The organism is Longitalea luteola (assembly GCF_017356035.1).
Taxonomy (GTDB): domain Bacteria; phylum Bacteroidota; class Bacteroidia; order Chitinophagales; family Chitinophagaceae; genus Niastella; species Niastella luteola.
The window spans coordinates 76,292-99,680 of sequence record NZ_JAFIQX010000005.1 but is presented as its reverse complement, the minus strand read 5'-3'; the positions used below and the strand labels follow the sequence as shown (position 1 = coordinate 99,680).

24 protein-coding genes are annotated in these 23,389 nt (G+C 47.0%); 6 read left to right on the top strand and 18 right to left on the bottom strand.

Annotated elements, in window-relative coordinates; translation table 11 throughout:
• Positions 1–9 precede the first annotated feature (9 nt).
• The 14 genes from rplP to JUB15_RS14375 form a co-directional block, all read right to left on the bottom strand.
• Entirely contained in the window at positions 10–429 is a 420-nt protein-coding gene (rplP, locus tag JUB15_RS14440; RefSeq protein ID WP_207513206.1) for a 50S ribosomal protein L16, read from the bottom strand.
• 82 nt (positions 430–511) lie between these two features.
• On the bottom strand, positions 512–1,312 hold the full coding sequence (gene rpsC / locus JUB15_RS14435) for a 30S ribosomal protein S3 (RefSeq protein WP_207513205.1): 801 nt from the start codon (positions 1,310–1,312) through the stop codon (positions 512–514).
• Positions 1,313–1,337: 25 nt separating this feature from the next.
• On the bottom strand, positions 1,338–1,679 hold the full coding sequence (gene rplV / locus JUB15_RS14430; RefSeq protein WP_207513204.1) for a 50S ribosomal protein L22: 342 nt from the start codon (positions 1,677–1,679) through the stop codon (positions 1,338–1,340).
• A gap of 57 nt (positions 1,680–1,736) precedes the next feature.
• A complete protein-coding gene (gene rpsS, locus JUB15_RS14425) occupies positions 1,737–2,009 on the bottom strand; it encodes a 30S ribosomal protein S19 (protein WP_081164564.1) in 273 nt (90 codons plus the stop codon).
• Between the two features lie 73 nt (positions 2,010–2,082).
• Entirely contained in the window at positions 2,083–2,922 is an 840-nt protein-coding gene (gene rplB, locus JUB15_RS14420) for a 50S ribosomal protein L2 (RefSeq protein WP_207513203.1), read from the bottom strand.
• Positions 2,923–3,024: 102 nt separating this feature from the next.
• Positions 3,025–3,324: a 50S ribosomal protein L23 gene (gene rplW, locus JUB15_RS14415; protein WP_207513202.1), complete on the bottom strand. Its 300-nt coding sequence runs from the start codon at positions 3,322–3,324 to the stop codon at positions 3,025–3,027.
• A 25-nt stretch (positions 3,325–3,349) separates the two neighbouring features.
• Positions 3,350–3,982, bottom strand: a complete 633-nt coding sequence (gene rplD, locus JUB15_RS14410) for a 50S ribosomal protein L4 (RefSeq protein ID WP_207513201.1) — start codon at positions 3,980–3,982, stop codon at positions 3,350–3,352.
• A 59-nt stretch (positions 3,983–4,041) separates the two neighbouring features.
• Positions 4,042–4,659 (bottom strand): 50S ribosomal protein L3, encoded by a 618-nt coding sequence (gene rplC, locus JUB15_RS14405; RefSeq protein WP_207513200.1) that lies wholly within the window; start codon positions 4,657–4,659, stop codon positions 4,042–4,044.
• 495 nt (positions 4,660–5,154) lie between these two features.
• A complete protein-coding gene (gene rpsJ / locus JUB15_RS14400; protein ID WP_014220852.1) occupies positions 5,155–5,460 on the bottom strand; it encodes a 30S ribosomal protein S10 in 306 nt (101 codons plus the stop codon).
• Positions 5,461–5,746: 286 nt separating this feature from the next.
• Positions 5,747–6,544, bottom strand: a complete 798-nt coding sequence (locus JUB15_RS14395; RefSeq protein WP_207513199.1) for a hypothetical protein — start codon at positions 6,542–6,544, stop codon at positions 5,747–5,749.
• A 154-nt stretch (positions 6,545–6,698) separates the two neighbouring features.
• Positions 6,699–8,900: a S9 family peptidase gene (locus tag JUB15_RS14390; RefSeq protein WP_242696349.1), complete on the bottom strand. Its 2,202-nt coding sequence runs from the start codon at positions 8,898–8,900 to the stop codon at positions 6,699–6,701.
• Positions 8,901–9,079: 179 nt separating this feature from the next.
• On the bottom strand, positions 9,080–11,227 hold the full coding sequence (gene fusA / locus JUB15_RS14385; protein WP_207513198.1) for an elongation factor G: 2,148 nt from the start codon (positions 11,225–11,227) through the stop codon (positions 9,080–9,082).
• 190 nt (positions 11,228–11,417) lie between these two features.
• On the bottom strand, positions 11,418–12,224 hold the full coding sequence (locus tag JUB15_RS14380; RefSeq protein WP_207513197.1) for a M57 family metalloprotease: 807 nt from the start codon (positions 12,222–12,224) through the stop codon (positions 11,418–11,420).
• Positions 12,225–12,519: 295 nt separating this feature from the next.
• Complete coding sequence (locus JUB15_RS14375; protein ID WP_207513196.1) at positions 12,520–13,317, bottom strand: M57 family metalloprotease; 798 nt, start codon at positions 13,315–13,317, stop codon at positions 12,520–12,522.
• A 273-nt stretch (positions 13,318–13,590) separates the two neighbouring features.
• On the opposite strand from JUB15_RS14375, the gene JUB15_RS14370 reads away from it, so the two are divergent.
• Complete coding sequence (locus tag JUB15_RS14370; RefSeq protein ID WP_207513195.1) at positions 13,591–16,212, top strand: S8 family peptidase; 2,622 nt, start codon at positions 13,591–13,593, stop codon at positions 16,210–16,212.
• An 84-nt stretch (positions 16,213–16,296) separates the two neighbouring features.
• Here the strand turns inward: JUB15_RS14370 and rpsG are convergent, their stop codons facing one another.
• The 3 genes from rpsG to JUB15_RS14355 form a co-directional block, all read right to left on the bottom strand.
• On the bottom strand, positions 16,297–16,764 hold the full coding sequence (gene rpsG / locus JUB15_RS14365; protein WP_205513132.1) for a 30S ribosomal protein S7: 468 nt from the start codon (positions 16,762–16,764) through the stop codon (positions 16,297–16,299).
• A gap of 29 nt (positions 16,765–16,793) precedes the next feature.
• Complete coding sequence (rpsL, locus tag JUB15_RS14360) at positions 16,794–17,174, bottom strand: 30S ribosomal protein S12 (RefSeq protein WP_014220863.1); 381 nt, start codon at positions 17,172–17,174, stop codon at positions 16,794–16,796.
• Positions 17,175–17,363: 189 nt separating this feature from the next.
• The gene (locus tag JUB15_RS14355) at positions 17,364–18,428 is read right to left on the bottom strand and encodes a branched-chain amino acid aminotransferase (protein WP_207513194.1); all 1,065 of its coding nucleotides are present in this window, start codon (positions 18,426–18,428) and stop codon (positions 17,364–17,366) included.
• Positions 18,429–18,557: 129 nt separating this feature from the next.
• Here JUB15_RS14355 and JUB15_RS14350 point away from each other — a divergent pair, with 129 nt between their 5' ends.
• The 5 genes from JUB15_RS14350 to JUB15_RS14330 all read left to right on the top strand — a co-directional run bounded on the left by JUB15_RS14350 (position 18,558) and on the right by JUB15_RS14330 (position 22,206).
• Complete coding sequence (locus JUB15_RS14350) at positions 18,558–19,214, top strand: hypothetical protein (RefSeq protein WP_207513193.1); 657 nt, start codon at positions 18,558–18,560, stop codon at positions 19,212–19,214.
• A 143-nt stretch (positions 19,215–19,357) separates the two neighbouring features.
• Positions 19,358–19,948 (top strand): RdgB/HAM1 family non-canonical purine NTP pyrophosphatase, encoded by a 591-nt coding sequence (gene rdgB, locus JUB15_RS14345; protein WP_207513192.1) that lies wholly within the window; start codon positions 19,358–19,360, stop codon positions 19,946–19,948.
• 28 nt (positions 19,949–19,976) lie between these two features.
• Positions 19,977–20,555, top strand: a complete 579-nt coding sequence (locus JUB15_RS14340) for an RNA polymerase sigma factor (protein ID WP_207513191.1) — start codon at positions 19,977–19,979, stop codon at positions 20,553–20,555.
• A gap of 2 nt (positions 20,556–20,557) precedes the next feature.
• Positions 20,558–21,610, top strand: a complete 1,053-nt coding sequence (locus JUB15_RS14335; protein ID WP_207513190.1) for a hypothetical protein — start codon at positions 20,558–20,560, stop codon at positions 21,608–21,610.
• Positions 21,611–21,774: 164 nt separating this feature from the next.
• Positions 21,775–22,206, top strand: a complete 432-nt coding sequence (locus JUB15_RS14330; RefSeq protein ID WP_207513189.1) for an acyl-CoA thioesterase — start codon at positions 21,775–21,777, stop codon at positions 22,204–22,206.
• Positions 22,207–22,624: 418 nt separating this feature from the next.
• Here the strand turns inward: JUB15_RS14330 and JUB15_RS14325 are convergent, their stop codons facing one another.
• Complete coding sequence (locus JUB15_RS14325) at positions 22,625–23,359, bottom strand: shikimate dehydrogenase family protein (RefSeq protein WP_207513188.1); 735 nt, start codon at positions 23,357–23,359, stop codon at positions 22,625–22,627.
• Between the last annotated feature and the right edge of the window lie 30 nt (positions 23,360–23,389).

Genomic DNA, 23,389 nt, shown 5'->3' with positions numbered 1-23,389 from the left:
ATTAGCAAATTATGCACTATAGTCGCGTCTTACAACGAACTTGGTTTTGATAGGCAGTTTTTGAGCCGCCAGTTCCATGGCTTCTTTTGCTACTGCTTCTGATACACCATCGCACTCGAACAAAATGCGACCTGGTTCAACTACTGCAGCCCAGAATTCAGGGTTACCTTTACCTTTACCCATTCTCACTTCAAGTGGCTTGCGGGTAATAGGTTTGTCAGGAAATATGCGGATCCAAACATTACCTTCACGCTTCATAGCGCGGGTCATTGCCTGGCGGGCAGCTTCGATCTGACGGTTTGTTAACCAGATAGCTTCCTGAGCTTTCAAACCGAAAGAACCAAAAGAGATGGTAGTACCACGTTTAGCTACCTCGCGGATACGGCCCTTCTGCGCCTTCCTGTGTTTCGTCCTTTTTGGCTGTAACATTTATCTAAAATTTGAAAAATTTAAAAAATTAGCAAATGTGAAAATTAGGATTTGCACATTTCCGAATTTGCACATTGGAACATTAGTCTTGTCTGTTTCTGTCGCCGCCTCTGCGATCGCCGCCGCCTCTTCTGTCGCCACCACCTCTTCTGTCACCGCGATGACCGCCATGGCCACCTTCACCTTCCCTTCTGTCTCTTCTGTCGCTTACATCGCTCTTACCACCTACGAAGTTGGGGTTCAGATCTCTCTTACCCAGTATTTCACCTTTACAGATCCATACTTTGATACCGATCTTACCGTAAACAGTCAACGCAAATACGTTGGCGTAGTCGATATCCATACGCAGGGTATGCAATGGTGTACGACCTTGTTTGATCTCTTCGGTACGGGCGATCTCAGCACCACCCAAACGACCGCTGATCTTTATTTTGATCCCTTCAGCACCCATACGAAGTGCAGAAGCGATAGCCATTTTGATGGCGCGTTTGTAGTTAATACGGTTTTCGATCTGACGGGCGATGGTATCACCTACGATCATCGCATCCAGCTCGGGACGACGAATTTCAAGGATGTTGATCTGCACATCTTCTTTACCTGTCAGTTTCTTCAGCTCTTCTTTAATGCGATCAACTTCATTCCCACCTTTACCTATGATAATACCAGGCTTAGATGTGTGAATGGTAACAATCAGTTTATTCAGCGTACGCTCAATAACTATTTTAGAGATACCACCTTTGTTGATACGGGCGTTCAGATAAGTTCTGATCTTGTTGTCCTCGATCAACTTGGTAGAAAAATCTTTTTTGTTACCATACCAGTTAGATTCCCAACCACGGATAATCCCTAACCTGGCACCAATAGGATTCGTTTTCTGACCCATTTATTATAATTTGAAAATTTGCTAATTATTTAACATCAACGATTATGGTTACGTGGTTACTGCGCTTGCGAAGGCGATAAGCCCTACCTTGCGGAGCGGGTAACATTCTTTTCAAAGTACGTGCGCCGTCAACATAGATCGTTTTCACAATTAAACCGGCATCAGCAGCGCTTTGTCCTTCGTTCTTTTGCTCCCAGTTACTAATGGCGCTCTTTAATAATTTAAACAGCGGAGTGGCAGAGTGTTGAGGATGAAATTCCAGCAACGCTAATGCTTTTTCCACTTCAACACCACGTATTTCATCAGCCAGCAAACGCATTCTGCGGGGTGATGTGGGATAGTTTCTAAGTTTTGCTACAGCTTCCATTTTTATTATTTCTGATTTCTGATCCCGGGTCCTTCAACCTGGAATATTGAAATTTTATTAACCAACTTTTTTACTAGAGTGTCCTTTGAACTGGCGTGTGGGAGCAAACTCACCCAGCTTATGGCCAACCATGAATTCGGTTACATATACTGGTATGAACTTGTTGCCATTGTGCACAGCAAATGTGTGGCCTACAAAATCCGGAGTAATGGTAGAACGACGGCTCCAGGTTTTGATCACACCTTTCTTTGCTTTGCCATCGTTGATGCCAAGTACTTTTTTCTCCAGTTTGGCGGCTACATAAGGACCTTTTTTTATTGAACGAGCCATATCTTTAATTTGATAATTCGATAATTTGATAATGTGATAATGGTTTATACACCATATATCATTGACCACTCACCTACTTAGCCAGTTTTTTGCCGTTCTTACGTTGAATGATCAGTTTATCGCTTCCTTTACCTGTCTTACGTGTTTTCAGACCTTTGGCGTATTTACCGGTTCTTGAACGCGGATGACCACCTGAAGCCTTACCTTCACCACCACCCATTGGGTGATCTACAGGGTTCATGGCTACACCACGGTTACGTGGGCGGATGCCTCTCCAACGGTTACGACCAGCTTTACCCATCATTTCAAGGTTGTGATCGCCGTTGCTTACCACACCTACAGTAGCATAGCAATTGATGAGGATCTTTCTCAACTCGCCAGAAGGCATTTTCAATACAGCGTATTTCTCTTCCTTGTTGGTGAGCTGGGCAGAAGTACCGGCACTGCGTACCAGTTTGCCGCCCTGACCAGGTTGCAATTCAATATTATGGATGTTGGTACCCAGTGGCATGTTCTTCATTTGAAGCGCATTACCAACTTCAGGAGCTACAGCGTCGCCAGCCAGGATGGTAGCGCCAACTTGTAAGCCCTGGGGTGCCAGGATATATCTTTTTTCACCGTCTGCATAGTTGATCAATGCGATAAATGCAGTACGGTTTGGATCGTACTCGATAGAGGCTACAGTACCGGGAATATCTTTTTTGTTACGTTTGAAATCGATGATACGGTACATCTTCTTGTGTCCGCCACCGATATAACGCATCGATCTTCTACCCTGAGCATTACGGCCGCCGGTTGCTTTTACTTTTTCCAGCAGGCTTCTTTCTGGTGTATCGGTAGTGATTTCAGCATACGCATTTCCGATTCTCCAACGCGTACCTGCTGTGATCGGTTTGTATTTTTTCAGTGCCATGTTTTCTTCTTATACTGTTATAAAATCTTTAGTCAATACTTTGCGGCGATTGACTCGCCATTCCTGCCTTTAGTCTTCCCCCACCGGGGAACGGGAAGGGGCTTAAATGTTAGCGTACAGATCGATGCTCTCACCCTCTGCTACCTTTACATACGCTTTTTTGTAAGCCGGCTTCACACCGGAAATAAAGCCGGATTTAGTGAACCGGTTCTTTGCTTTACCGGGCACCACTACCGTATTTACTTCTGTAACCGTTACACCGTAAAAGCTTTCAATGGCCTTTTTAATTTCCAGTTTGTTGGCTTTACGGTTTACACGAAAAGCAAAAGTTCTTTTTGCATCAGAAAGCTTATTGCTTTTTTCGGTAACGATCGGTTTTATTAATACTTCTGCGAGTTTCATAATACTTGGTTTGAAAATTTGAGAATTACGCTTCTACTCCTTCTTCACTGAACAACTTGGCAGCACTTTCAGTCAGCAACAGTACATCGGCATTCACGATATCGTATGTATTGATATCAGCGAACTGAATGCTCAGTGCATTCGGAATGTTACGAACACTCAACTGCAGGTTCTCGTTATACTCAGGTAAAATAACCAGTGCTTTTTTGTTGTCGATCTTCAGGCTGCTCATGATATCAACGAATTGCTTTGTTTTAGGAGCAGCCAGGTTGATATCCTCAACAACCACGATCGCATTCTCTTTTGCTTTATAAGACAGCGCGCTGATCTTGGCGAGGTCTTTCACTTTACGGTTCAGCTTGAAATCGTAATCGCGGGGTTTGGGACCGAAGATGGTACCACCACCTTTGAACAGCGGGTTACGGATATTACCTTTACGGGAACCACCAGTACCCTTCTGACGGTGCAGTTTTTTGCTGGAACCTTTTACTTCCAAACGGGTTTTCACTTTGTGTGTACCCTGACGTTGTGCAGCCAGATATTGCTTTACAGCCAGGTAAACAACGTGGTTGTTTGGCTCTACGGCAAAAATATCATCGGCTAAATCTACAGAACGACCGGTTTTAGCACCCTTTATACTTAAAACGTCTACTTGCATCGTACTTTATATTTAAGATCACCTCCCGGCTGCGCCGGGATAAATCTGCAATAACAAAATTATTTTTGAATGTAAACTATCGCGCCATTGTGGCCGGGAACAGAACCGTTCACCAGGATGTAATTCTTGTCAGGGAATACTTTCAGGATCTTCAGGCTTTTTACTTTCACGCGATCGTTACCCATGCGGCCGGCCATACGCATACCTTTGAATACGCGGGAGGCATCTGACGAGTTACCAATTGAACCCGGAGCGCGCTGACGGTCGTGCTGGCCGTGGCTTTGTTCACCCACACCACTAAATCCGTGACGTTTAACAACACCCTGAAAACCTTTACCTTTTGTAGTGCCGACAACGTCAACTTTTTCGCCTTCAGCGAAAATGTCAACAGTGATAGCATCACCTAAATTCTTTTCAGTAAAATAATTGCGGAATTCCTTAACAAATTTCTTAGCGGCTGTATTGGCCTTTGCGAAGTGATTTTTTTCTGCAGCGATAGTGTGCTTTTCGTTCTTATCACCGTAAGCTAACTGGATGGCGTTGTAACCATCTGTTTCGGTAGTTTTTACCTGGGTCACAATACAGGGACCTGCTTCAATGATGGTGCAGGCTGTTTGCTTGCCATCCTGACTGAAGATGCTGGTCATCCCGATCTTTTTACCAATGATTCCTTTCATCGTTGTTCGGTTTGTGCCCTCGTGGTTGAAGAGACATTTGCGATAATGATTGCAGAACCAGGGGGTTCTGAAGCGGCGCATCCACCAGGCGGCGGACGGGCACACAACCATGAGCAACTTCAATCTCCGTTTGCTGTTGACCTTTTCTGTTAGCCACCGAAGCTTTAGCGAAGGTGGCCTCGTGCCACCGCTGTTAAGCTTCGTCATCCTTTCCGGATGCCCGCCTTCGCTAAAGCTACGGCGAGTGATAGAAGTACCAACAGTAAACTAACCTCGAAGGGCTAGTTCATATTTTAAAATTTTTATAATCTCTTTTAAGCGTGAAACGCAAACACCTCAATGCTCACTTTCCTGTTCACGGCTTTTTACACCCAGCGCTGTTTTATCTGCCCGCCTTCTTCAGCGGAAACAAAGTTTACAGATGGGATGGAAAGAACTTTATGAAAAAACCCTGTCAGGATTTTTAGAACCCTGACAGGGTTCATACAATGCTTATCAAGCTTTGATCTCTACTTCAACACCACTGGGTAAGTCAAGCTTACTCAGCGCATCTACCGTACGGCTGCTAGATGTATAAATATCTAATAACCGCTTATGCGTGCACAACTGGAACTGCTCACGGCTTTTCTTATTCACGTGGGGTGAACGCAATACGGTAAATATCTTTTTACGTGTAGGTAAAGGAATTGGACCTGTTACCACAGCGCCAGTGCTGCGAACGGTTTTTACGATCTTTTCGGCAGATTTGTCTACCAGATTGTGATCGTAAGACTGTAATTTTATTCTGATTCGCTGAGACATATTGCAAAACCCAATTTTTCCAATGGGGATGCAAAGGTAGGGGTTGTTATTTACTGTGCAAAAGAATTATCGAAAAATTTTGCTCAAAAAGGGGAAAAAGTTCACTAAAAAGGACTTTTTTCTGCTTTTTGCCTCAGCCCCGAAGTAAAATTTCTGATTTCTGATTTATTGATTTCTGATTTTCCTGCCTCAGACTTCCGACCTCAGACCTCCGTCTTCCGACTTCCGACTTCCGACATCCGACCTCAGACCTCCGCCTTCAGCCTTCCGCCTTCAGCCTTTCGCCCTATTTATCACTCACCTGGGTGGCAACCACCGCCACTGCCGCCGCACCAGCAATGACCCCCAAAGCGGTACCCGCCCCGGTAGACTTACTCACATAAAACTGGTTCCCCAGGCGGTCTTTGTTGATCAGCATGGTACCGGGTCCGGTGAAGGTATTCATCATCTCGGAGACATAAAAAGAGTGTTCAATAGACTGCGGTCTGGCCGTGGGCTCCCCCACCATATAGGTTAAAAAGCTCCTGAACCGCAGTGGCGACGTTTCTTTGGTGAACGCGGCCCTGTTTACCGTCACGCTCAATCCTTCCACAGGAGCGTATTTGGTACGTTTAAAGGCTGTTTCAGGTATAGAATCGATATACCTGTTGGTGATGACCAGTGGATTCTTCGTTAAAAAGGCCGTTGGCGGAATAAAATCAACCGTTGGCGGCAGGCTGGCACTGGCCTGGATATGCCCACTATTAACGCCATAACCGCTCCTGCCGAAGTTATAGGAACCACCTCGGTAGCTGCCGTCGATCTTCAGCTCGTTTGGTGCATAAGTGACCGTCTTGTCATTCAGGACCAGGGCCGACCGCTGCCAGTCGATATATACAGGTACCTGCAATTTGTTTTGAATGGTGATGTTCACCGGAGCGTTCCTGCCACAGAAATTATATACCAGGCGCAGCGTGTCGTTCTCGAGCACAAATTCGTTTTTATCGTTTTTGGTTAAGCGATCACTGCTGACGGTGGAATACTGATAATAAGAACATGAAATACAAAACGGGAATAAGGCAAGCAGAGGTAGAGTTCTGATCATGGCGCTTTTTCTCACAAGTTAACTGAAACGGTCAGCCGCAACTGTTAATGATCCCTCAAATTGCAAAGATTTAATACCTGGTATTAATCTTATTTCATATAAAAAATTAGCAGCATAATCATGAACCAGTTTCACAAACACCCTTCTCCTAACACTATCTTCCACCCGGTTCACAATGTTGCTTCAGGTAATTCGTGAACAAAGTGCTCAGGTGTTCAAATGTTCCCTCTCCTTCTGAAATGCTGTGCGTGCGGTTGGGATAACTCATAAACCGGAACTGTTTATTGTATTTGATCAGTTCATTCAATAACAATTCTGCGTTCTGGTAATGCACATTGTCGTCGCCGCTGCCATGGATATACAACAGGTTACCTTTTAAATTTTTGGCGTGGGTGATAGGTGAACCCTGGATATAATCTTCCGCATTTTCCTGGGGCAGTCCCATGTAGCGTTCCTGGTAAATGTTGTCATACGTAAAGATGCTGCCTACAGCAGCCACGGAGATACCGGTTTTATAGATCTCCGGATACTGGAACAACAGGTTCAGCGTAGCCGATCCGCCCCCGCTCCAGCCCCATACGGCAATACGTGACGTATCAACAAACGGCCATTTGCAAACTTCTTTGGCGGCCATTGCCTGGTCGCGGATGTTCACCCTGCCAATATTGCGATAGATCACTTTGCGCCAGTTACGTCCTTTGGGCACAGGCGTTCCGCGGTTATCAATAGAAATATAGATATACCCGTCAGCCGCCATGTCGCCTTTGTACAGGAAATTATCTGTTATTCCAAACTGGTCTTTCACGTTCTGCCCCCAGGGTTCGGTATAAACATAAAATACGACGGGATACTTTTTAGTGCTGTCGAAGTTTTTGGGTTTTACCAACCAGCCGTCCATTTCTACACCATCTGTTGTTTTTATTTTGAAGAATTCAATGCCGGTGCTTTTATCGGCCTTTGCAATGGCTTCATTGATCTTACTGGCGCCATTCAAACTTTTATGGTCCGGGAGCGAGACCCATTCGTCGGTATAGCTGGTAAAGTAGTTGGAAAACACATGCCGGGCATAGGTAGCGGCCGGTGACAGGGAATACTCATGCGTGCCTTCCTGGCCGGCCGGTGATACGCGTTCGGGTGTTCCTTTGCCGGTGAGTTTGGTGCGGTACAGGTATTTCTGGGTAGCGTTATTGGGCGATGCCATAAAATACACATAGCCATTCTTTTCATCGATACCCGATATCTCCATCACATCGTAATTGCCGTTAGTGATGCGTACTTCTTTTTTTCCATCGCGGGTAATGCGGTATAAATGCCGCCAGCCATCTTTTTCCGAAGGCCAGATAAACTCTTTGCCGCCATTGATCCAGTCCCATCCGCCCATGGTATAATCGTTGTCCCAGGTAGGCAGGATGTCGATCCACGCTGAATCCTTCTCTGTATAAATCACCTGCGAAGCACCCGTTTGCGCATTACACAACCTCAGGTCGCTCTGGTTCTGGTGGCGATTCATATGTTGTACTATCAGTTCGTTGCTGTTGGCAGCCCATTCCATGCGGGGCGCATAACTTTGCAATACCGGGTCGGTTGGAATATCCATCCATTGGGTTTTGGCAGTAGCAATATTCACCACACCGATCTTAAAGGGGGAAGGCGGTTCACCGGCAACCGGGTATTCAACCGGAACGGCGAAGGGATAAATAGAATCGGTGTTATTCACCATCAGGTAGTCCCTGGTTTTGCGGGCATCGATCTGCCAGTAAGCGATGTGTTTGCTGTCTGGACTCCACCGAAAACCATCCCGGCAAAAGAACTCTTCTTCATAGACCCAGTCGAAGGTACCATTGATGAATTTGCGGTTGCCGTCCTGCGTAAGTTGTGTTTGCTCACCACTGGCAAGGTCTTCAACATACAGATTGTATTCGCTTACATAGGCTGCTTTAGTGCCATCGGGTGAGAATTTGGCAAACATCAGGGAAGCGGCGGGCCGGTTCTTACCCAGCTGTTTTAATGTACCGGTATTCATATCAAAGACCCAGTAATCGCCCCGGGTATTCAGTCGCCACACTTTTTTGGTATTGGTGAAGAGCAGTACTTTTTTTTCGTCGGCTGAAAAACCAAAACCCTTTACATTCAGCGGTGTAGTTTTTCCTTCGGGGGTCAGCTGTTTTTTTGAAAGCACTATGGCTTTTGATTGTTGAGGCAGTGTGTACATACCCAGTTCACCCTCTTCAAAACGATAATAGGCATTACCGTTTTTTGTCCATTTGATAGCCCCCTGGGCAAACAGTACAGCAGGTACAAATACAATGAGTATCGTAATTAACCATTTAATGGCTGGTATAGATTTACATGACATGCGGATTCTATTTGGGGCAGGAAATTAAGACATAACAGGCAAACAATTGATACCGCAAATAAAATCGTTTTGTGTCGGAAAGGCGGTAAGGGAAAGGCGCGGCGCTGCTGTAAGGCCATAAAAAAAAGCCCCTCCGCTCTTCGCGGAAGGGCTCTATATTAAGAGATATGAGAACTCAATTAGTCAACCTTCACTTTACCTTTCACCTTGGCGATCACTTCTTCAGCGATGTTGTTAGGCGCAGGTGAATAGTGGCTGAACTCCATGGTGCTGGTAGCGCGGCCGGATGACAAGCTACGCAACTGCGTTACGTAACCGAACATTTCGCTCAGCGGCACTTTCGCTTTGATCACCTGTGCACCACCGCGGCTGTCCATGCCTTCCAGCATACCACGACGACGGTTAAGGTCACCGGTAACATCACCCATGTATTGTTCAGGTGTAATTACTTCCACTTTCATGATAGGTTCCAGTAATACGGGTTGTGCTTTACGGCCAGCCTCACGGAAACCGCTCTTGGCGCACAACTCGAACGACATAGCATCAGAGTCAACCTGGTGGAAGCTACCGTCGAATATCCGGACCTTCATGTTCTCGACAGGATAGCTGGCGAGAACACCGGTACCCATAGCTGCTTCAAAACCTTTCTGAATAGGCTGAATGAACTCGCGGGGGATAGATCCACCAAAGATATCATTCACGAACTGGAAGCCCTTATCAGGATTTTCTTTCAGCCACTCTTCATCAGCGGGTCCGATCTCAAATACGATGTCGGCGAATTTACCGCGACCACCGGTTTGTTTTTTCAGGATCTCGCGATGCTCAACAGTTTTTCTGAAAGCTTCTTTATACGCAACCTGGGGAGCGCCCTGGTTAACTTCTACTTTGAATTCGCGTCTCATACGATCGATGATGATCTCCAGGTGCAGCTCACCCATACCACGCAGGATGGTTTGACCGGTATCTTCATCGGTATTTACACGTAAGGTAGGATCTTCTTCTACCAGTTTGGCGATAGCCATACCCATTTTATCAACGTCGGCCTGTGTTTTAGGCTCAACGGCGATCGCGATCACCGGCTCCGGGATGAACATGTTCTCCAGAACGATCGGATGATTCTCATCGCAAAGGGTATCACCGGTCTTGATCTCCTTGAAACCTACTGCCGCACCGATATCACCGGCTTCGATGAAATCGATGGGGTTTTGTTTGTTGGCGAACATCTTCATGATACGGCTGATACGCTCGTTCTTGCCACTGCGCATGTTCTTCACATACGAACCGGCATCGAGGTGGCCGCTGTAACAGCGGAAGAAGGCCAGACGACCTACGAACGGGTCGGTCATGATCTTGAAAGCCAGGGCTGCGAAAGGCGCTTTAGGATCGGCCTTACGAACTTCAGGCTCGCCTGTTTCAGGGTTGGTACCTACTGTATCTTCGATATCAACCGGTGAAGGCAGGTAACGGCAAACGGCATCCAGGGCAGTTTGTACGCCTTTATTCTTGAATGAAGAACCGCACATCATCGGAACGATGCTCAGATCGATCGTTGCTTTGCGGATAGCTTCGTGTACTTCGTCTTCCGTGATCGAATTAGGATCTTCGAAGAATTTCTCCATCAGCTTGTCGTCGTATTCGGCAACCGCTTCGATGAGGTTTTGTCTCCATTCGTTCACTTCTTCAATCATATTGTCTGGTACAGGGATCTCATCGAAGGTCATACCTTCTGTTTCCATGTGCCAGATGATACCTTTCATTTTGATGAGGTCAACCACGCCTTTGAAATCATCTTCAGCGCCGATGGGTAACTGCAGGGGAACTGCTTTTGCACCCAGCATTTCCTTAACCTGTTTAACCACCATCAGGAAGTCAGCGCCGGAACGGTCCATTTTATTTACGAAACCGATACGGGGAACTTTATAGCGGTTAGCCTGGCGCCAAACGGTCTCAGACTGTGGCTCAACACCGTCAACGGCAGAGAACAGGGCGATCAGACCATCCAGTACACGCATAGAACGCTCCACCTCTACGGTGAAGTCAACGTGTCCAGGAGTATCGATGATGTTGAAATAGTATTTTTTAGTATTGGCATCTGCCTTACCTTTTACGGTAGGGAAATTCCATTGACAGCTCACCGCAGCAGATGTGATGGTGATACCTCTTTCTTTTTCCTGTTCCATCCAGTCGGTGGTAGCCGCTCCATCATGCACCTCTCCTATTTTATGGATCATACCGGTATAGCGCAAAATACGCTCCGTAGTAGTTGTTTTACCGGCATCAATATGTGCCGCAATTCCAAAGTTTCTTTGTAATCGTAAGTCTGCCATGACTTTGTTAAATTTTCTTTTTAATGTTCCAGGGAAAAATGCCCTGAAAATGAGCGGGCAAAGGTATGAAAAATTCTAACGAATTTCTTATAGGCAAGGGTAAAAATAAAATGTCCTCTGGTGGGTAAAAAGAAAGCCCTGCGTGATTTACAGGGCTTTCCGCTGCAGTAACCAAACTGGTAATAGTAAATTAATATAAATAATTCAAAGCTGTGATATCGTTGGCGTTAAAGGGCCGGTTCTGGCCTGAACCAATACACGACAGCATCCAGCTGTTAGGGTCAGGACCGCTTGGCGTACCCGGAATAAGCACTGCGCCGACGCCGGCAGAACCTTCATTTACGGGCGAACCACCGCAGCTGTACGAACGGTTCATATAATCGGTATGGCGGAAGCCGATGCAATGGCCTATTTCATGCGCCAAAATAGTGGCCACCGTGTTCTGGGGCTGACCCGAAACAGCGCTGTTATTGAGGATCACGCGGTTATACGGATTGCCACCGGAGGGGAAACCGGCAGAAGCCAGGAAACCGCCGGATCCGTTCACGATCTGGATATTGCCACCGGAAGAAACCCGGGTAAAAGTGATCCGGAGGCCCAGCGCATTGTACCGGGAAAGGGCTGTATTTAAAGCGGTAGACCAGGTATTCAAAGCTGAAGACATGCTTACGGTAATGTTACGCGGCAGGCCGGTAACCAGATTATTCGTACGGTACTGTTCCTCTTCCCCGACCCGTAAAAATTGCATTTCGGGTTTGGCATCCAGTTCCTTCTGACTGATCAAAATGTCGCCCTCGACAATATAATTGCCGTTTCCATCGGCTATTACATTTTTGTTGCTGAAACCCAGGTCGTAAATTTTTGCCAGTACATCTGCGGGAACATCGGAGGAAGGAGGTGGCGTATCGCTTTCGGTCTTTACATTTTTACGGCAGGCAAATAACGTGAGCATGCAGGCTGCCACGACTGCAGTTAGTGCGAAAATAGTCTTTCTCATGTGACTGTAGATTTAAGTTTAATGGTTGGTTACTGCATCTGTGAACGTCTATCAATTTAAACAAATTTATCTTGAACAGAATGCTGCAAAATGGCAACTGCGTTGCAGAAGCACAACCATTTTACCCAATTACCAGTATGTATAACCGTTATTGTGGAAAAGTTTTTATCGAAAGCTTAAGGCTCAAGGCTGAAGGCTAAAGGCTGAAGGCTTAAGGCTAAAGGCGGAAATATCGTTTAACCACGCTCCGCCTCCACACTTTGCGGTTCAAGCCTTCAGCCCTCAGCCTTCAGCTTTAGTAGAGATAGCCGAGCGCAATCTTATCATTGGCATTGAATGGCCGGTTCTGCCCGGAACCTATACACGATAACATCCAGGAATTGGGATCAGGATCGGGATTTGTGCCCGGAATAAATACCGCACCCACCGTACTCGCCCCTTCATTCACCGGCTGACCGCCACAGCTATACGACCGGTCCATATAATCGGTATGTCTAAATCCTACACAATGGCCCAGCTCATGCGCCAGCACCGATGCCACCGTACCCTGGGGTTGACCACTTAACGCATTTGAATTTACTTTAACCTGGCTGTAGGGATCACCGCTACTGGTTGGGAAACCGGCAGAAGCCAGGAAGTTCCCATTGCCCTTCACAATGGTAATATCAGCCCCCGAACTTACCCGCTGAAAGCTGATGCGTAAATTTTCCGCATTGTACCTCGCCAGGGCTACATCCAGTGCGGCTACGTATGACGATGGCAGCCTGGAAGAAATACTTACTGTAATTACCCGTGGCAACCGGGTAACCAGGTTATACGTACGATACTGTTCTTCAGCGCCTACCCGCAAAAACTGCATATCGGGCACAGCATCCAGCTCGGCCTGGCTTAACAAAATATCCCCTTCCACGACATAATTCCCTTCATCGTCCATGCTTACATTCTTATTACTAAAACCGAGCGCATTTATTTTACTGAGCGCTTCATCGGAAGGAGCAGCAATGGGTTCAGTAGCACCATTTTTACGGCAGGCAAACAACATAACAACACAGGCAGCCACGGCAACTGCCATCTTCAGGTGAGTCATTCTCATAAGTGTTTCGTTTTAATAGTTTACAAATTAATGGTACTTTCAATTTAAGAAAATAAATCAGATATCCACCCGATAATTAAGCAACCGGGTTGCAGAAGAAGCGCATTTATAGTATAACCAAATGGATTCTATTGGAATATATTAAAAATTAATTGTGTAGTTTTAGGATGCCCCCGATAGTTAGTTGAGATGTCCCTATTGTTCCGTTATTATAGGTCTGCTTTGTGCCATCATTAGTTGTGATTTACTTTCATTTATTCAGTAGATTGTATTATGAAACAAACCGGGCTTTGGCTGCTTATTTTTACGTTAACCACACAACTGGTAGTGGCGCAGAAAAGGGTTATCCCGGCGAACCGCAAGCTGTCGCCAGTGCTGCAAAACAACACAAAGTTGTTGACCAGCAAACAGGAACAGGTATTCTGGATCGTTACTTCCAACATCGATTCTGCCAGAAACTATTTCAACACCAAACAAGCTTCCGTACGGATCATTCAGGAATATGCGGGCGGACTGCTGGTCGTTACTGCCCGGGGAACGCAGATCGACTCACTTGTATTATCGCAGCCTTTTGTCCGTTTCGTTGATGTGCCCCGCCAGCCGCATGAAGAACTGGCCATCTCTACTTATGATAACAGCCTGAACACCATCAACATGGTGCATAAACAGTTCCCCGGCTTAAAGGGTAATGACCTGGTGGTTTCTGTCAAGGAAAACAAACCCGATACGGGAGATATCGATCTCAAAGGCCGGTATATTTCTACCCCGCTTAGCTCAGCCCTCATTTCCTCGCACGCTTCGTATATGTGCACCATCATTGCAGGCGGTGAGAATTCCTATTATACCGGCGGCGGCGTTGTACCTGCCGCGTCGGTCATTTCTTCAAATTTCGCCAGCCTTTTACCCGATGCCGATAATGACTACAAACAGCACCGGGTTTCAGTACAAAACCATTCGTATGGAACCGGCATCGAGAACTATTATGGGGCCGATGCGGCTGCCTACGATGCCAGCCTGATCAATAATCCCGGATTGCTGCATGTCTTTTCTTCGGGCAATTCGGGCAACCTGGTAAGCACCGGACCTTATGCCGGCATAAACAATATGGCCAATCTTACCGGCAGCTTTAAAATGGCCAAGAACATCCTAACTGTTGGCGCAACCGATTCATTCGGAACAGTGGCCTACCTCAGTTCGCGCGGACCTGCATACGACGGCCGCATAAAACCTGAACTGGTGGCTTTTGGCGAAGATGGCAGCTCCGGTGCAGCCGCCCACACTTCCGGAACGGTGCTTTTACTTCAACAATTCTATAAAGAAAAACATAACAACAACCTGCCGCCGGCATCATTGTTAAAGGCGGTGCTGCTGAACAGTGCCGATGACCGCGGAACCGCCGGACCGGATTATCTCTCCGGTTATGGCAGCCTGAATGCCTGGAAGGCCATGCAGGGCATGGTGAATGAACAATATTTGACCGGTTCAGTAACACAGGGTGGCGTTCAAACATTTTCCTTACCGGTTCCGGCCAATACCCGGCAATTGAAAATAACCCTTTGCTGGCTCGATCCTCCCGCCATCGCCAATGCGCAGAAAGCATTGATCAATGACCTTGACATCGAACTGGTATATAACGGCAACGGACAGGTTTGGCTGCCCTGGGTATTGAGCCCCGCGCCAATCCTCGACTCGCTGCTGTTGCCGGCCGTCCGAAAAAAAGATACGCTGAACCCCGTTGAACAGATCACGCTCCTCAACCCGGTTGCAGGTACTTATACCATCCGGGTGAAAGGATCTGCCATACCCGGCGGCAGCCAGGCATTTCATATTGCCTGGCAAACCGATGCTGCCGATCAGTTCCAATGGCAGTTCCCGCTTGGGATCGACCATGTAAGAAGTGGTGAAAACAACCTGGTGCGCTGGTCGTCCACGTTCAATACCGCCGCCGGCCTGCTGGAATACAGTCTGAACCAGGGCGCCACCTGGTTACCTGTCAACGATGCAGCCCCGCTGGCCGCGGGCAGTACTTACTGGCTGGCGCCTGACACCTGCGGCACCGCTTTGCTGCGCATGAGCATTAACGGACAGTCTTTTATTTCAGACACCTTCGCCATTGCCCCTACCCCGCTGGTACAGGTCGGGTTCAATTGCCCCGATTCAGCCATGTTGTTCTGGGACCGTATTCCTGGCGCGACCTCGTACAGGGTGTACCGGTTGGGCGAAAAATACCTGGAACCTGTTGTTACATCGGCCGACACCAGCATCATTGTTCGGCAGTCAGGCAACTCCGTATATTATACCATAGCGCCCATGATCGGTGACCGCGAAGGATTGAAAGCCTATACCATCAATTACCAGTTACAGGGTGTCGACTGCTATCTGAAGACATTCTTTGCCGACCTGGTGAACGGGAACACCGGATCATTGTACGCCGAGATCGGCACCACTTTCAACGTAAAAAGTATCACATTCGAAAAACTGACCGGCACTGGTTACCAGGCTTTGCACACCATACAACCGGTTACAGATATCATATTCGAGTATTCCGATACCAAACTGGTGGATGGCGTAAACACCTACCGCGTAAAGGTTGAGCTCAATAACGGCCATTTCGCGTACAGCAATCCGCAGAGCATATATTATTTCCTCACTACACGATATATCATTTTCCCGAACCCGGTTAGCTCAACCGGTTCGTTATGGGTGCTTACCAAAGAAGAGCCGCAAAACACCCAACTGCTGCTGTTCAACACCGTTGGACAAAAAGTATTGCAATACCGGCTCACACAAACGGCAGAAGCGATACCCTTGCCGGGCCTTAAAAACGGGGTCTATTTTATAAGTATTCAGAAGAATGGAAAGCGGGAATTTTCGGGGAAGGTAATGGTGAGGTAATTAAAGCAAAGAGGCATAAACGCAAACAGAAAAACCCCGACGGGAGCGTCGGGGTCGTATATGGTAAGATGTACTTAACGAGTGTTATACACGGAAGTGAGCAAAAGCCTTGTTAGCTTCAGCCATACGGTGCGTATCTTCTTTCTTTTTGAAAGCACCACCTTCACCTTTGCTGGCTGCGATGATCTCATTAGCTAACTTTTCAGACATGCTGCGACCGTTTCTTTCACGGCTGTAGCGGATCAGCCATTTCATGCTCAGGGATACTTTCCTTTCAGCACGAACTTCGGCAGGGATCTGGAAAGTAGCACCACCAATTCTACGGCTGCGTACTTCTACAGCAGGCGTAACATTGTTCAGGGCTTTTTTCCATACTTCGTATCCGTTTTCACCGGTTGTTTTTGCAACGCGGTCCAATGCAGTATAGAATAGGTTGAAAGCTGTATTCTTTTTTCCTTCCCACATCAGGTTGTTGATAAACCTTGTTACCATCACATCATTATACCTGGCATCAGGTGCTAAGGGAATTTTTTTGGCTTTTGTCTTCCTCATTTATAAAAATTTGTAGAACGTCTTACTAATTATTTTTTAGCCTTTTCCTTTTTGGTTCCGTATTTAGAACGGCTTTGTTTACGGTCTTTAACACCTGCAGTATCCAGGCTACCGCGAACAATGTGGTAACGTACACCAGGTAAATCTTTCACACGACCACCGCGAACCAGCACGATTGAGTGCTCCTGCAGGTTGTGACCTTCACCGGGAATGTAGGCAATTACCTCCACTTTGTTTGTTAAACGTACTTTAGCCACTTTACGCAAAGCCGAGTTAGGCTTTTTAGGAGTGGTTGTATAAACACGGGTGCACACACCACGACGGAAAGGACAGGAGTCTAAAGCCCTGGATTTACTTTTAGCCTTAATGATTTCTCTTCCTTTTCTTACCAATTGTTGTATAGTAGGCATTCTGAACCTTTTGATTTTGGGACGGCAAAGTTAAGCGGATAAATTTTATAACCAAAAAAATTGACTCCATTTTTCATGGATAATGTGCCTAACAGCCAATAATGTGCAAAATAAGTTGAAAAACAGGTGATTTCCGCCAGAAAATATCCCGAAAAACATAAAAAACCGGCTTTTCCTGTTTTTTCACTCCTACACCTTAAACATCCAGCCAAACTTATCGGCGTCCCTGCCTTCCCGGATGGCGTCCAGGCGGCTTTTGATCTCGGGAGTAACCGTCCACTTATCGGTATCAAATGTCATCACAAAATCTTTGTATTTCAATTCCCGGATCAGCGAAACCGTGGCAGCCGTACCGGTCCCGAACACTTCCCGCAGCTGGCCTGCTTTGTAGGCATCGATCAGGGAATCAACAGACACCGGCCTTTCTTCCACGTGTAAGCCCATTTCCTCAAGGATGGTCATCACGCTGTCGCGGGTAACCCCGGCCAGGATGGTGCCTGCGCTCAGATCGGGCGTCACAGCGGTATCACCGATCACAAAAAATACATTCATAGTGCCGATCTCCTGCACATATTTGTGCTCATACACGTCTGTCCATAAAACCTGGTCGTACCCCTGCTTTTTGGCCTGGGCAGTAACATACATGGCGGCCCCGTAATTACCGGCGGCTTTCGCATACCCTACCCCACCCGGTGCGGCGCGCGTATATTTCTCTTCTACATAAATGCGCATGGGCGCACTGTAGTACGGTCCGGTCGGGCTCAGGATGATCATGAACTTGTACTTTTCCGATGCCCGCACGCCGATCATTTCATCGGAAGAGAACATGAACGGACGGATATATAATGAATGATTTTCTTTGGCAGGGATCCAGTTCTTATCTAACGCGATCAACTGGCGCATGCCTTCAATAAATATGTCTTCAGGCACTTCTGGCATTTCCATGCGGGCGGCCGACAAATTAAATCGTTTGTAATTATCATAAGGCCTGAAAATATACGCTTCGCCGGCCTCGTTCTTATAGGCTTTGATTCCTTCAAAGATGGCCTGGCCATAATGCAGGGCAGCCAGGGACGGACTGATCTCCAGCGGCTGGTACGGCTTGATCTCCACATTCTTCCATTCGCCGTTTTCATAATCTGCCTCCAGCATGTGATCTGTAAAGGTTCTTCCGAAAGGAATATTTTCGAGCGTAATTCCCGGTAACCTGCTATGTTCAATTTTTGTAACAGGGATACTATAAGCTTCAACCATAATCAAGTATTTTTGAGCCGCAAATAAACAAATAAAGTTTGTGGCTGTCAAATTAATTACTAACAAGTGTTCGTAAAACTCCGAGTGGTTCCAGCCTGTTATTTGTTTGATTAAGAATGCTTTTGAACAATGAGCTTAACTAATATAAAATTACCCGGGTTTGTTATTGCCGATCTTTACCGGAACTCGCTGATAGCGCCTGCGCCGGGTGAATTGGGTGAACTACCGCAGTCGACGCAGGAAAGCTTTACACCCGTGCAGGAAACAGTTTCAGCCTCCGTAGCCAGACGGGAACCGATGGCCGTTCAGGCAGAACCTGTTATCAAAACAGCCCAACCGGAACCTGTTTTGGTGATTGAAAAAACACCCCTAAAACCGGCTGACTTACCGCCTTATAAGATATTGGGAAATAATAAGAAACAGATCGCGATCGTAGTCAACTACCCCGACGATGTGTTTGTGCCGGAAAGCGATCTGCAGTTCCTGACAAAAATGCTGGGTGCCTGTAAACTCAATATGGCCGATGTGGCCATCGTGAATCATGCCACGGCAGCGGTTGCCATTGACAGGCTGAAAACCCAGTTACAACCGGTATACCTGTTACTATTTGGGGTAGAACCGGATGAAATTCAACTGCCTATCAACTTTCCGTCATTCAAGGAACAACCTTATGCCGGCACTACTTACCTGTTCATCCCTGCGCTTCAGCAGCTGAACCAGGAAACAGACCAGGCCAAATCGTTAAAAAGGAAGCTGTGGGATTGTTTAAAGAGAATGTTTCTTTAGGCGAGTGGTGAGTGGCAAGTGGCAAGGGGGGAATACAGGAAAGCTGCGGAAAGCAGCAAGTTTCGAATAGAAACCCCACTGGCTACTACTGAGCGAAGCGAAGGACCCACTTACCACTAGCTATCTGACAAAGCGTATAAACAATGAAACTGATATTCGCCACCAACAATCAACATAAAGTAGAAGAGATCCAGGCGGCTATTGGCAGCCAGCTGGAAGTGATCAGTTTGAAGCAGGCCGGCATTGATATCGACATTCCGGAACCGCACGACACCCTGGAGGCCAATGCCAGTGAAAAATCGCGCACCATTCACCGGTTGACCGGCCTGTCGTGCTTTAGTGAAGATACCGGCCTGGAAGTGGAAGCCCTGAATGGTGAACCTGGCGTTAAAAGTGCCCGGTATGCCGGCGAGGACAAGGCCTTTGACAGGAATATTGATAAATTACTGGCCAATTTGGGTAAGACCGACAACCGGCGCGCCCGGTTCCGTACCGTGATCTCGCTTATCTGGGAAGGTAAGGAATGGCTTTTTGAGGGAATTTGTGAGGGAACCATTACCCATGAGCGCAGTGGTACGGGTGGTTTTGGTTACGACCCGGTATTTAAACCCACCGGCAGTAACCGCAGTTTCGCCGAAATGACCATGGCCGAAAAGAATGAACTAAGCCATCGCAAAAAAGCGGCTGATAAACTTATATTATTTTTGCAAAAAGAGGTATTAAAGACACAATAGGCATAATTTTAATACATAGATCGATTTTTTGGAGCAGAAAAGCAACTATACCATTTCAGAATCCGACTTAATAAGAGGATGCATTGCAGGGGACAGGCGTATGCAGGAAGAGCTGTATCACCGGTTTTCTCCCAAAATGTATGCGGTTTGTTTGCGATATGCCAGCAATGTTGAGGATGCACAGGATCTGCTGCAGGAAGGGTTTATAAAGGTTTACCGGAATTTACACCATTTCAGGGCAGAAGGCTCCTTTGAAGGCTGGATAAGACGGGTGTTTGTCAATACGTCCATTGAACATTTTCGGAAAAAATCGACCAAACTGTCGATGGTTACCGAAAAAGAGGAAGGAACGATTGAAAACTCCGATATCTCGGCCCTGGAAAATCTGGCAGAAAAAGATATTATCAGAATTGTACAGGAATTGTCCCCCGGCTACAGAGCGGTTTTTAACCTCTATGTGGTAGAGGGATATTCCCATAAAGAGATAGGTGATATGCTGGGCATAAGTGAAGGCACCAGCAAATCACAACTGGCGAGAGCCAAATCAGTTTTACAAAAAAAGATAGCCCAATATTTGAGCGACACGCAAAAATCCTACACCCGTTAAATATGGCAACGAACATTAAACATACGCTGAAAAATCTGGAGGTAACGCCCCCGCCGGGCGTTTGGCCCGATATTGCGGCGCGTTTAAATGCGGAATTTGATGCAGATGAGATCTCCGTTGCTAAAAAATTGACTGATCTCGCTGTTACCCCTCCGCAGGACCTTTGGTCCGGTATTGCGGCGCAATTAAATACTCCATTGGAAGCAGACGAAGTATCGGTGGCTAAAAAGATGCAGGACATTTCCATAGCGCCTCCATTTGATACCTGGGAGAAAATAGCAGCACATTTACCTCAACAGCCTGCGAAAAAAGAAGGCCGGGTCATTGCCCTGCATTCGCGCAAAGCCATAGTGGCTGCGGCCGCACTGGTCTTACTTACCGTTGGCGCCTGGTACTTTTTAGACCGCACCAATACGGTAGACACACCGCCTGCTGTGGCGAAATCAACCCGTTCATCCACTACCGCTAAAGGTTCCGCCGCTCAAAACAGAACACCGGCTGCAGACACCGAGATCGGTGAAATACCGGTGCCCCGCGTACAACGGTTGAATGAAAAACAACTGGCGGCCCTAAGCGATGCCAATGCCAGCATAATCTCAAAACGGTATCGCAACCGCCATGGCGCCCGTCGTACTGCTTTTTACGACTATCAGCCCATCGCTACCAGTTACGCCGGGATGGACGATGTGCAGGCCGTAGAATTTACCGAGATCAATCCGCCTGACGTGGAGGCACCGCTCATCCGCGATGCGAACGGACAGGTGATCCTGGATAAGAAACTGATCACATCGCCCGACAATTGCTATATCACTGTTACCAGTCCGAACGGAGAGCAAACCCGCATTTCTTCGAAGTTCCTCCATATCATCAACACCATCAACCAGGATGTGGAACAGCAGGATTATTTTGATTTCATGATGCAGGAGAACAGCCTGTGGAAGATCAGGTTCAACGAATGGAAAGAAAAGTTCCTGAACCAGACCTCCTTCGTTCCTACGCCCACCAGCTTCACAGATATCCTGGAGCTGAAAGACCTGCTGATGGCGGAGGAGTAGTTGACTGGTTGATATAAGTTCATAAGTTATTGAGTTATTAGGTGAGTGAATTACTGAATTGAAAAAGGTAGCAGGTAACGGAAAATAGTGCATTGTAAGGTAGGTGTTTCACGTCTGCCGTTTGCCGATTGCCGTCTGCCGTTTCACGGATTAATTACATAAGCATGGCCCGAATTAAAGTTGAATTGCCTGAACAGTTTGTCTTCTCCACTACCATTCCTGTACGTATTACCGACCTCAATTATGGTAATCATGTAGGTAACGATACCATCCTTTCCATGATCCATGAAGCGCGGGTGCAGTTCCTGAAACAACTGGGCTATGGCGAATTGAACCTGGCCGGCGTTGGCCTTATTATGAGCGATGTAGCCATTGAATTCAAAAGCGAATTGTTTTACGGCGATGAAGTGATGGTATCAGTGGCCGCCGGCGATCTTGGCAAGATCTCCTTTGATCTTTATTACAAGCTGGAAAAACGTTCCGGCGATACCACCCAATCGGTAGCCGTTGCCAAAACCGGTATGGTTTGTTATGATTATGCGAAGAAAAAAGTGGCAGCGATTCCTAGTGAGGTTGTTGAAAAGCTGAAATCTTAATTTGTTGCCGGGGAAGACAGGTTGCCGGTTACCAGGTACCGGTTGCCGGGGAATGCAAGTTACGGGTTACAAGTTACAGGTTACAGGGAATACAGGTTGCCGGTTACCAGGTACCGGTTGCCGGGGAATACAAGTTACAGGTTACAGGGAATGCAGGTTGCCGGTTACCAGTTACCAGATGCCAGGGAATACAGCTTTACTAACAGTGCTTTGCGTTTTGCATTCAGCGTTCGGCGTTTTGCCTTCAGCCTTTTGCCTTCAGCCTTTTGCCTTCAGCCTTTTGCGTTCAGCGTTCAGCGTTCGGCGTTTAGCGTTTTGCGTTCAGCGTTTATCTGTATTTCATCAGCACATTAGCACATTAGCTAATTAGCTAATTATTCATTGTATTCCATTATCAAACTATCGAATTATCACATTATCACATTGTCCAGATCCGCCAGCTCTCCTCCGCCTGAATGATCAGCATATCGTGACCGTTCTTGATAGCAGCGCCCCGCTCCTCCCCTCTTTGCAGGAACAAAGTTCTCTCCGGATTATATATCAGGTCGAACAGGTAATGGGTTTCCGTAAGCGCCTCATACGGCAATGGCGGACATTCATTGATGTTGGGGTACATACCTAGCGGACTGGTATTAATGATCACCTGGTGCTCTTTAATAACCGTTGCATCGATCTGATGGTAAGCTATCTGCCGGCTGGTGACCGGGTTACGGGAAACTTCGAGAAAGGCAATGTCGAGTTTGTTCAGCACATATTGCACTGCTTTGGCGGCGCCGCCAGTACCCAGCACCAGGGCTTTTTTATGAAAGGGCTGCAGCAGCGGGCGTAACGACATTTCAAAACCCACTACATCGGTATTATGACCAGTAAGCTGTCCGTTCTCTATTTTGATACAGTTACAGGCGCCGATGGTTTTTACCACTTCACTCCGGGCCGTGAGAAATGGGATCACCTTCTCCTTGTATGGGATGGTTACATTCAATCCGTGCAGATCGGACTGCTGTTGTATAAGCGCGGGAAATTCATCAATGGAAGCCAGCGGAAAATTCTCGTACCTACAGCCGTCGATCTTTTCCCGCTGGAACTTCTCTGTAAAATATTTCTGAGAAAATGAATGGCTCAATGGAAAGCCAATCAAGCCATATTTTTTCATTGCAACTTTCATTTATTATTTAATTCACTA

Bases quoted from the DNA above. Each gene is read 5' to 3' on its own strand.
- rplP (WP_207513206.1), bottom strand. From the start codon at position 429: ATGTTACAGCCAAAAAGGACGAAACACAGGAAGGCGCAGAAGGGCCGT.
- rpsC (WP_207513205.1), bottom strand. From the start codon at position 1,312: ATGGGTCAGAAAACGAATCCTATTGGTGCCAGGTTAGGGATTATCCGT.
- rplV (WP_207513204.1), bottom strand. From the start codon at position 1,679: ATGGAAGCTGTAGCAAAACTTAGAAACTATCCCACATCACCCCGCAGA.
- rpsS (WP_081164564.1), bottom strand. From the start codon at position 2,009: ATGGCTCGTTCAATAAAAAAAGGTCCTTATGTAGCCGCCAAACTGGAG.
- rplB (WP_207513203.1), bottom strand. From the start codon at position 2,922: ATGGCACTGAAAAAATACAAACCGATCACAGCAGGTACGCGTTGGAGA.
- rplW (WP_207513202.1), bottom strand. From the start codon at position 3,324: ATGAAACTCGCAGAAGTATTAATAAAACCGATCGTTACCGAAAAAAGC.
- rplD (WP_207513201.1), bottom strand. From the start codon at position 3,982: ATGCAAGTAGACGTTTTAAGTATAAAGGGTGCTAAAACCGGTCGTTCT.
- rplC (WP_207513200.1), bottom strand. From the start codon at position 4,659: ATGAAAGGAATCATTGGTAAAAAGATCGGGATGACCAGCATCTTCAGT.
- rpsJ (WP_014220852.1), bottom strand. From the start codon at position 5,460: ATGTCTCAGCGAATCAGAATAAAATTACAGTCTTACGATCACAATCTG.
- JUB15_RS14395 (WP_207513199.1), bottom strand. From the start codon at position 6,544: ATGATCAGAACTCTACCTCTGCTTGCCTTATTCCCGTTTTGTATTTCA.
- JUB15_RS14390 (WP_242696349.1), bottom strand. From the start codon at position 8,900: ATGTCATGTAAATCTATACCAGCCATTAAATGGTTAATTACGATACTC.
- fusA (WP_207513198.1), bottom strand. From the start codon at position 11,227: ATGGCAGACTTACGATTACAAAGAAACTTTGGAATTGCGGCACATATT.
- JUB15_RS14380 (WP_207513197.1), bottom strand. From the start codon at position 12,224: ATGAGAAAGACTATTTTCGCACTAACTGCAGTCGTGGCAGCCTGCATG.
- JUB15_RS14375 (WP_207513196.1), bottom strand. From the start codon at position 13,317: ATGAGAATGACTCACCTGAAGATGGCAGTTGCCGTGGCTGCCTGTGTT.
- JUB15_RS14370 (WP_207513195.1), top strand. From the start codon at position 13,591: ATGAAACAAACCGGGCTTTGGCTGCTTATTTTTACGTTAACCACACAA.
- rpsG (WP_205513132.1), bottom strand. From the start codon at position 16,764: ATGAGGAAGACAAAAGCCAAAAAAATTCCCTTAGCACCTGATGCCAGG.
- rpsL (WP_014220863.1), bottom strand. From the start codon at position 17,174: ATGCCTACTATACAACAATTGGTAAGAAAAGGAAGAGAAATCATTAAG.
- JUB15_RS14355 (WP_207513194.1), bottom strand. From the start codon at position 18,428: ATGGTTGAAGCTTATAGTATCCCTGTTACAAAAATTGAACATAGCAGG.
- JUB15_RS14350 (WP_207513193.1), top strand. From the start codon at position 18,558: ATGAGCTTAACTAATATAAAATTACCCGGGTTTGTTATTGCCGATCTT.
- rdgB (WP_207513192.1), top strand. From the start codon at position 19,358: ATGAAACTGATATTCGCCACCAACAATCAACATAAAGTAGAAGAGATC.
- JUB15_RS14335 (WP_207513190.1), top strand. From the start codon at position 20,558: ATGGCAACGAACATTAAACATACGCTGAAAAATCTGGAGGTAACGCCC.
- JUB15_RS14330 (WP_207513189.1), top strand. From the start codon at position 21,775: ATGGCCCGAATTAAAGTTGAATTGCCTGAACAGTTTGTCTTCTCCACT.
- JUB15_RS14325 (WP_207513188.1), bottom strand. From the start codon at position 23,359: ATGAAAAAATATGGCTTGATTGGCTTTCCATTGAGCCATTCATTTTCT.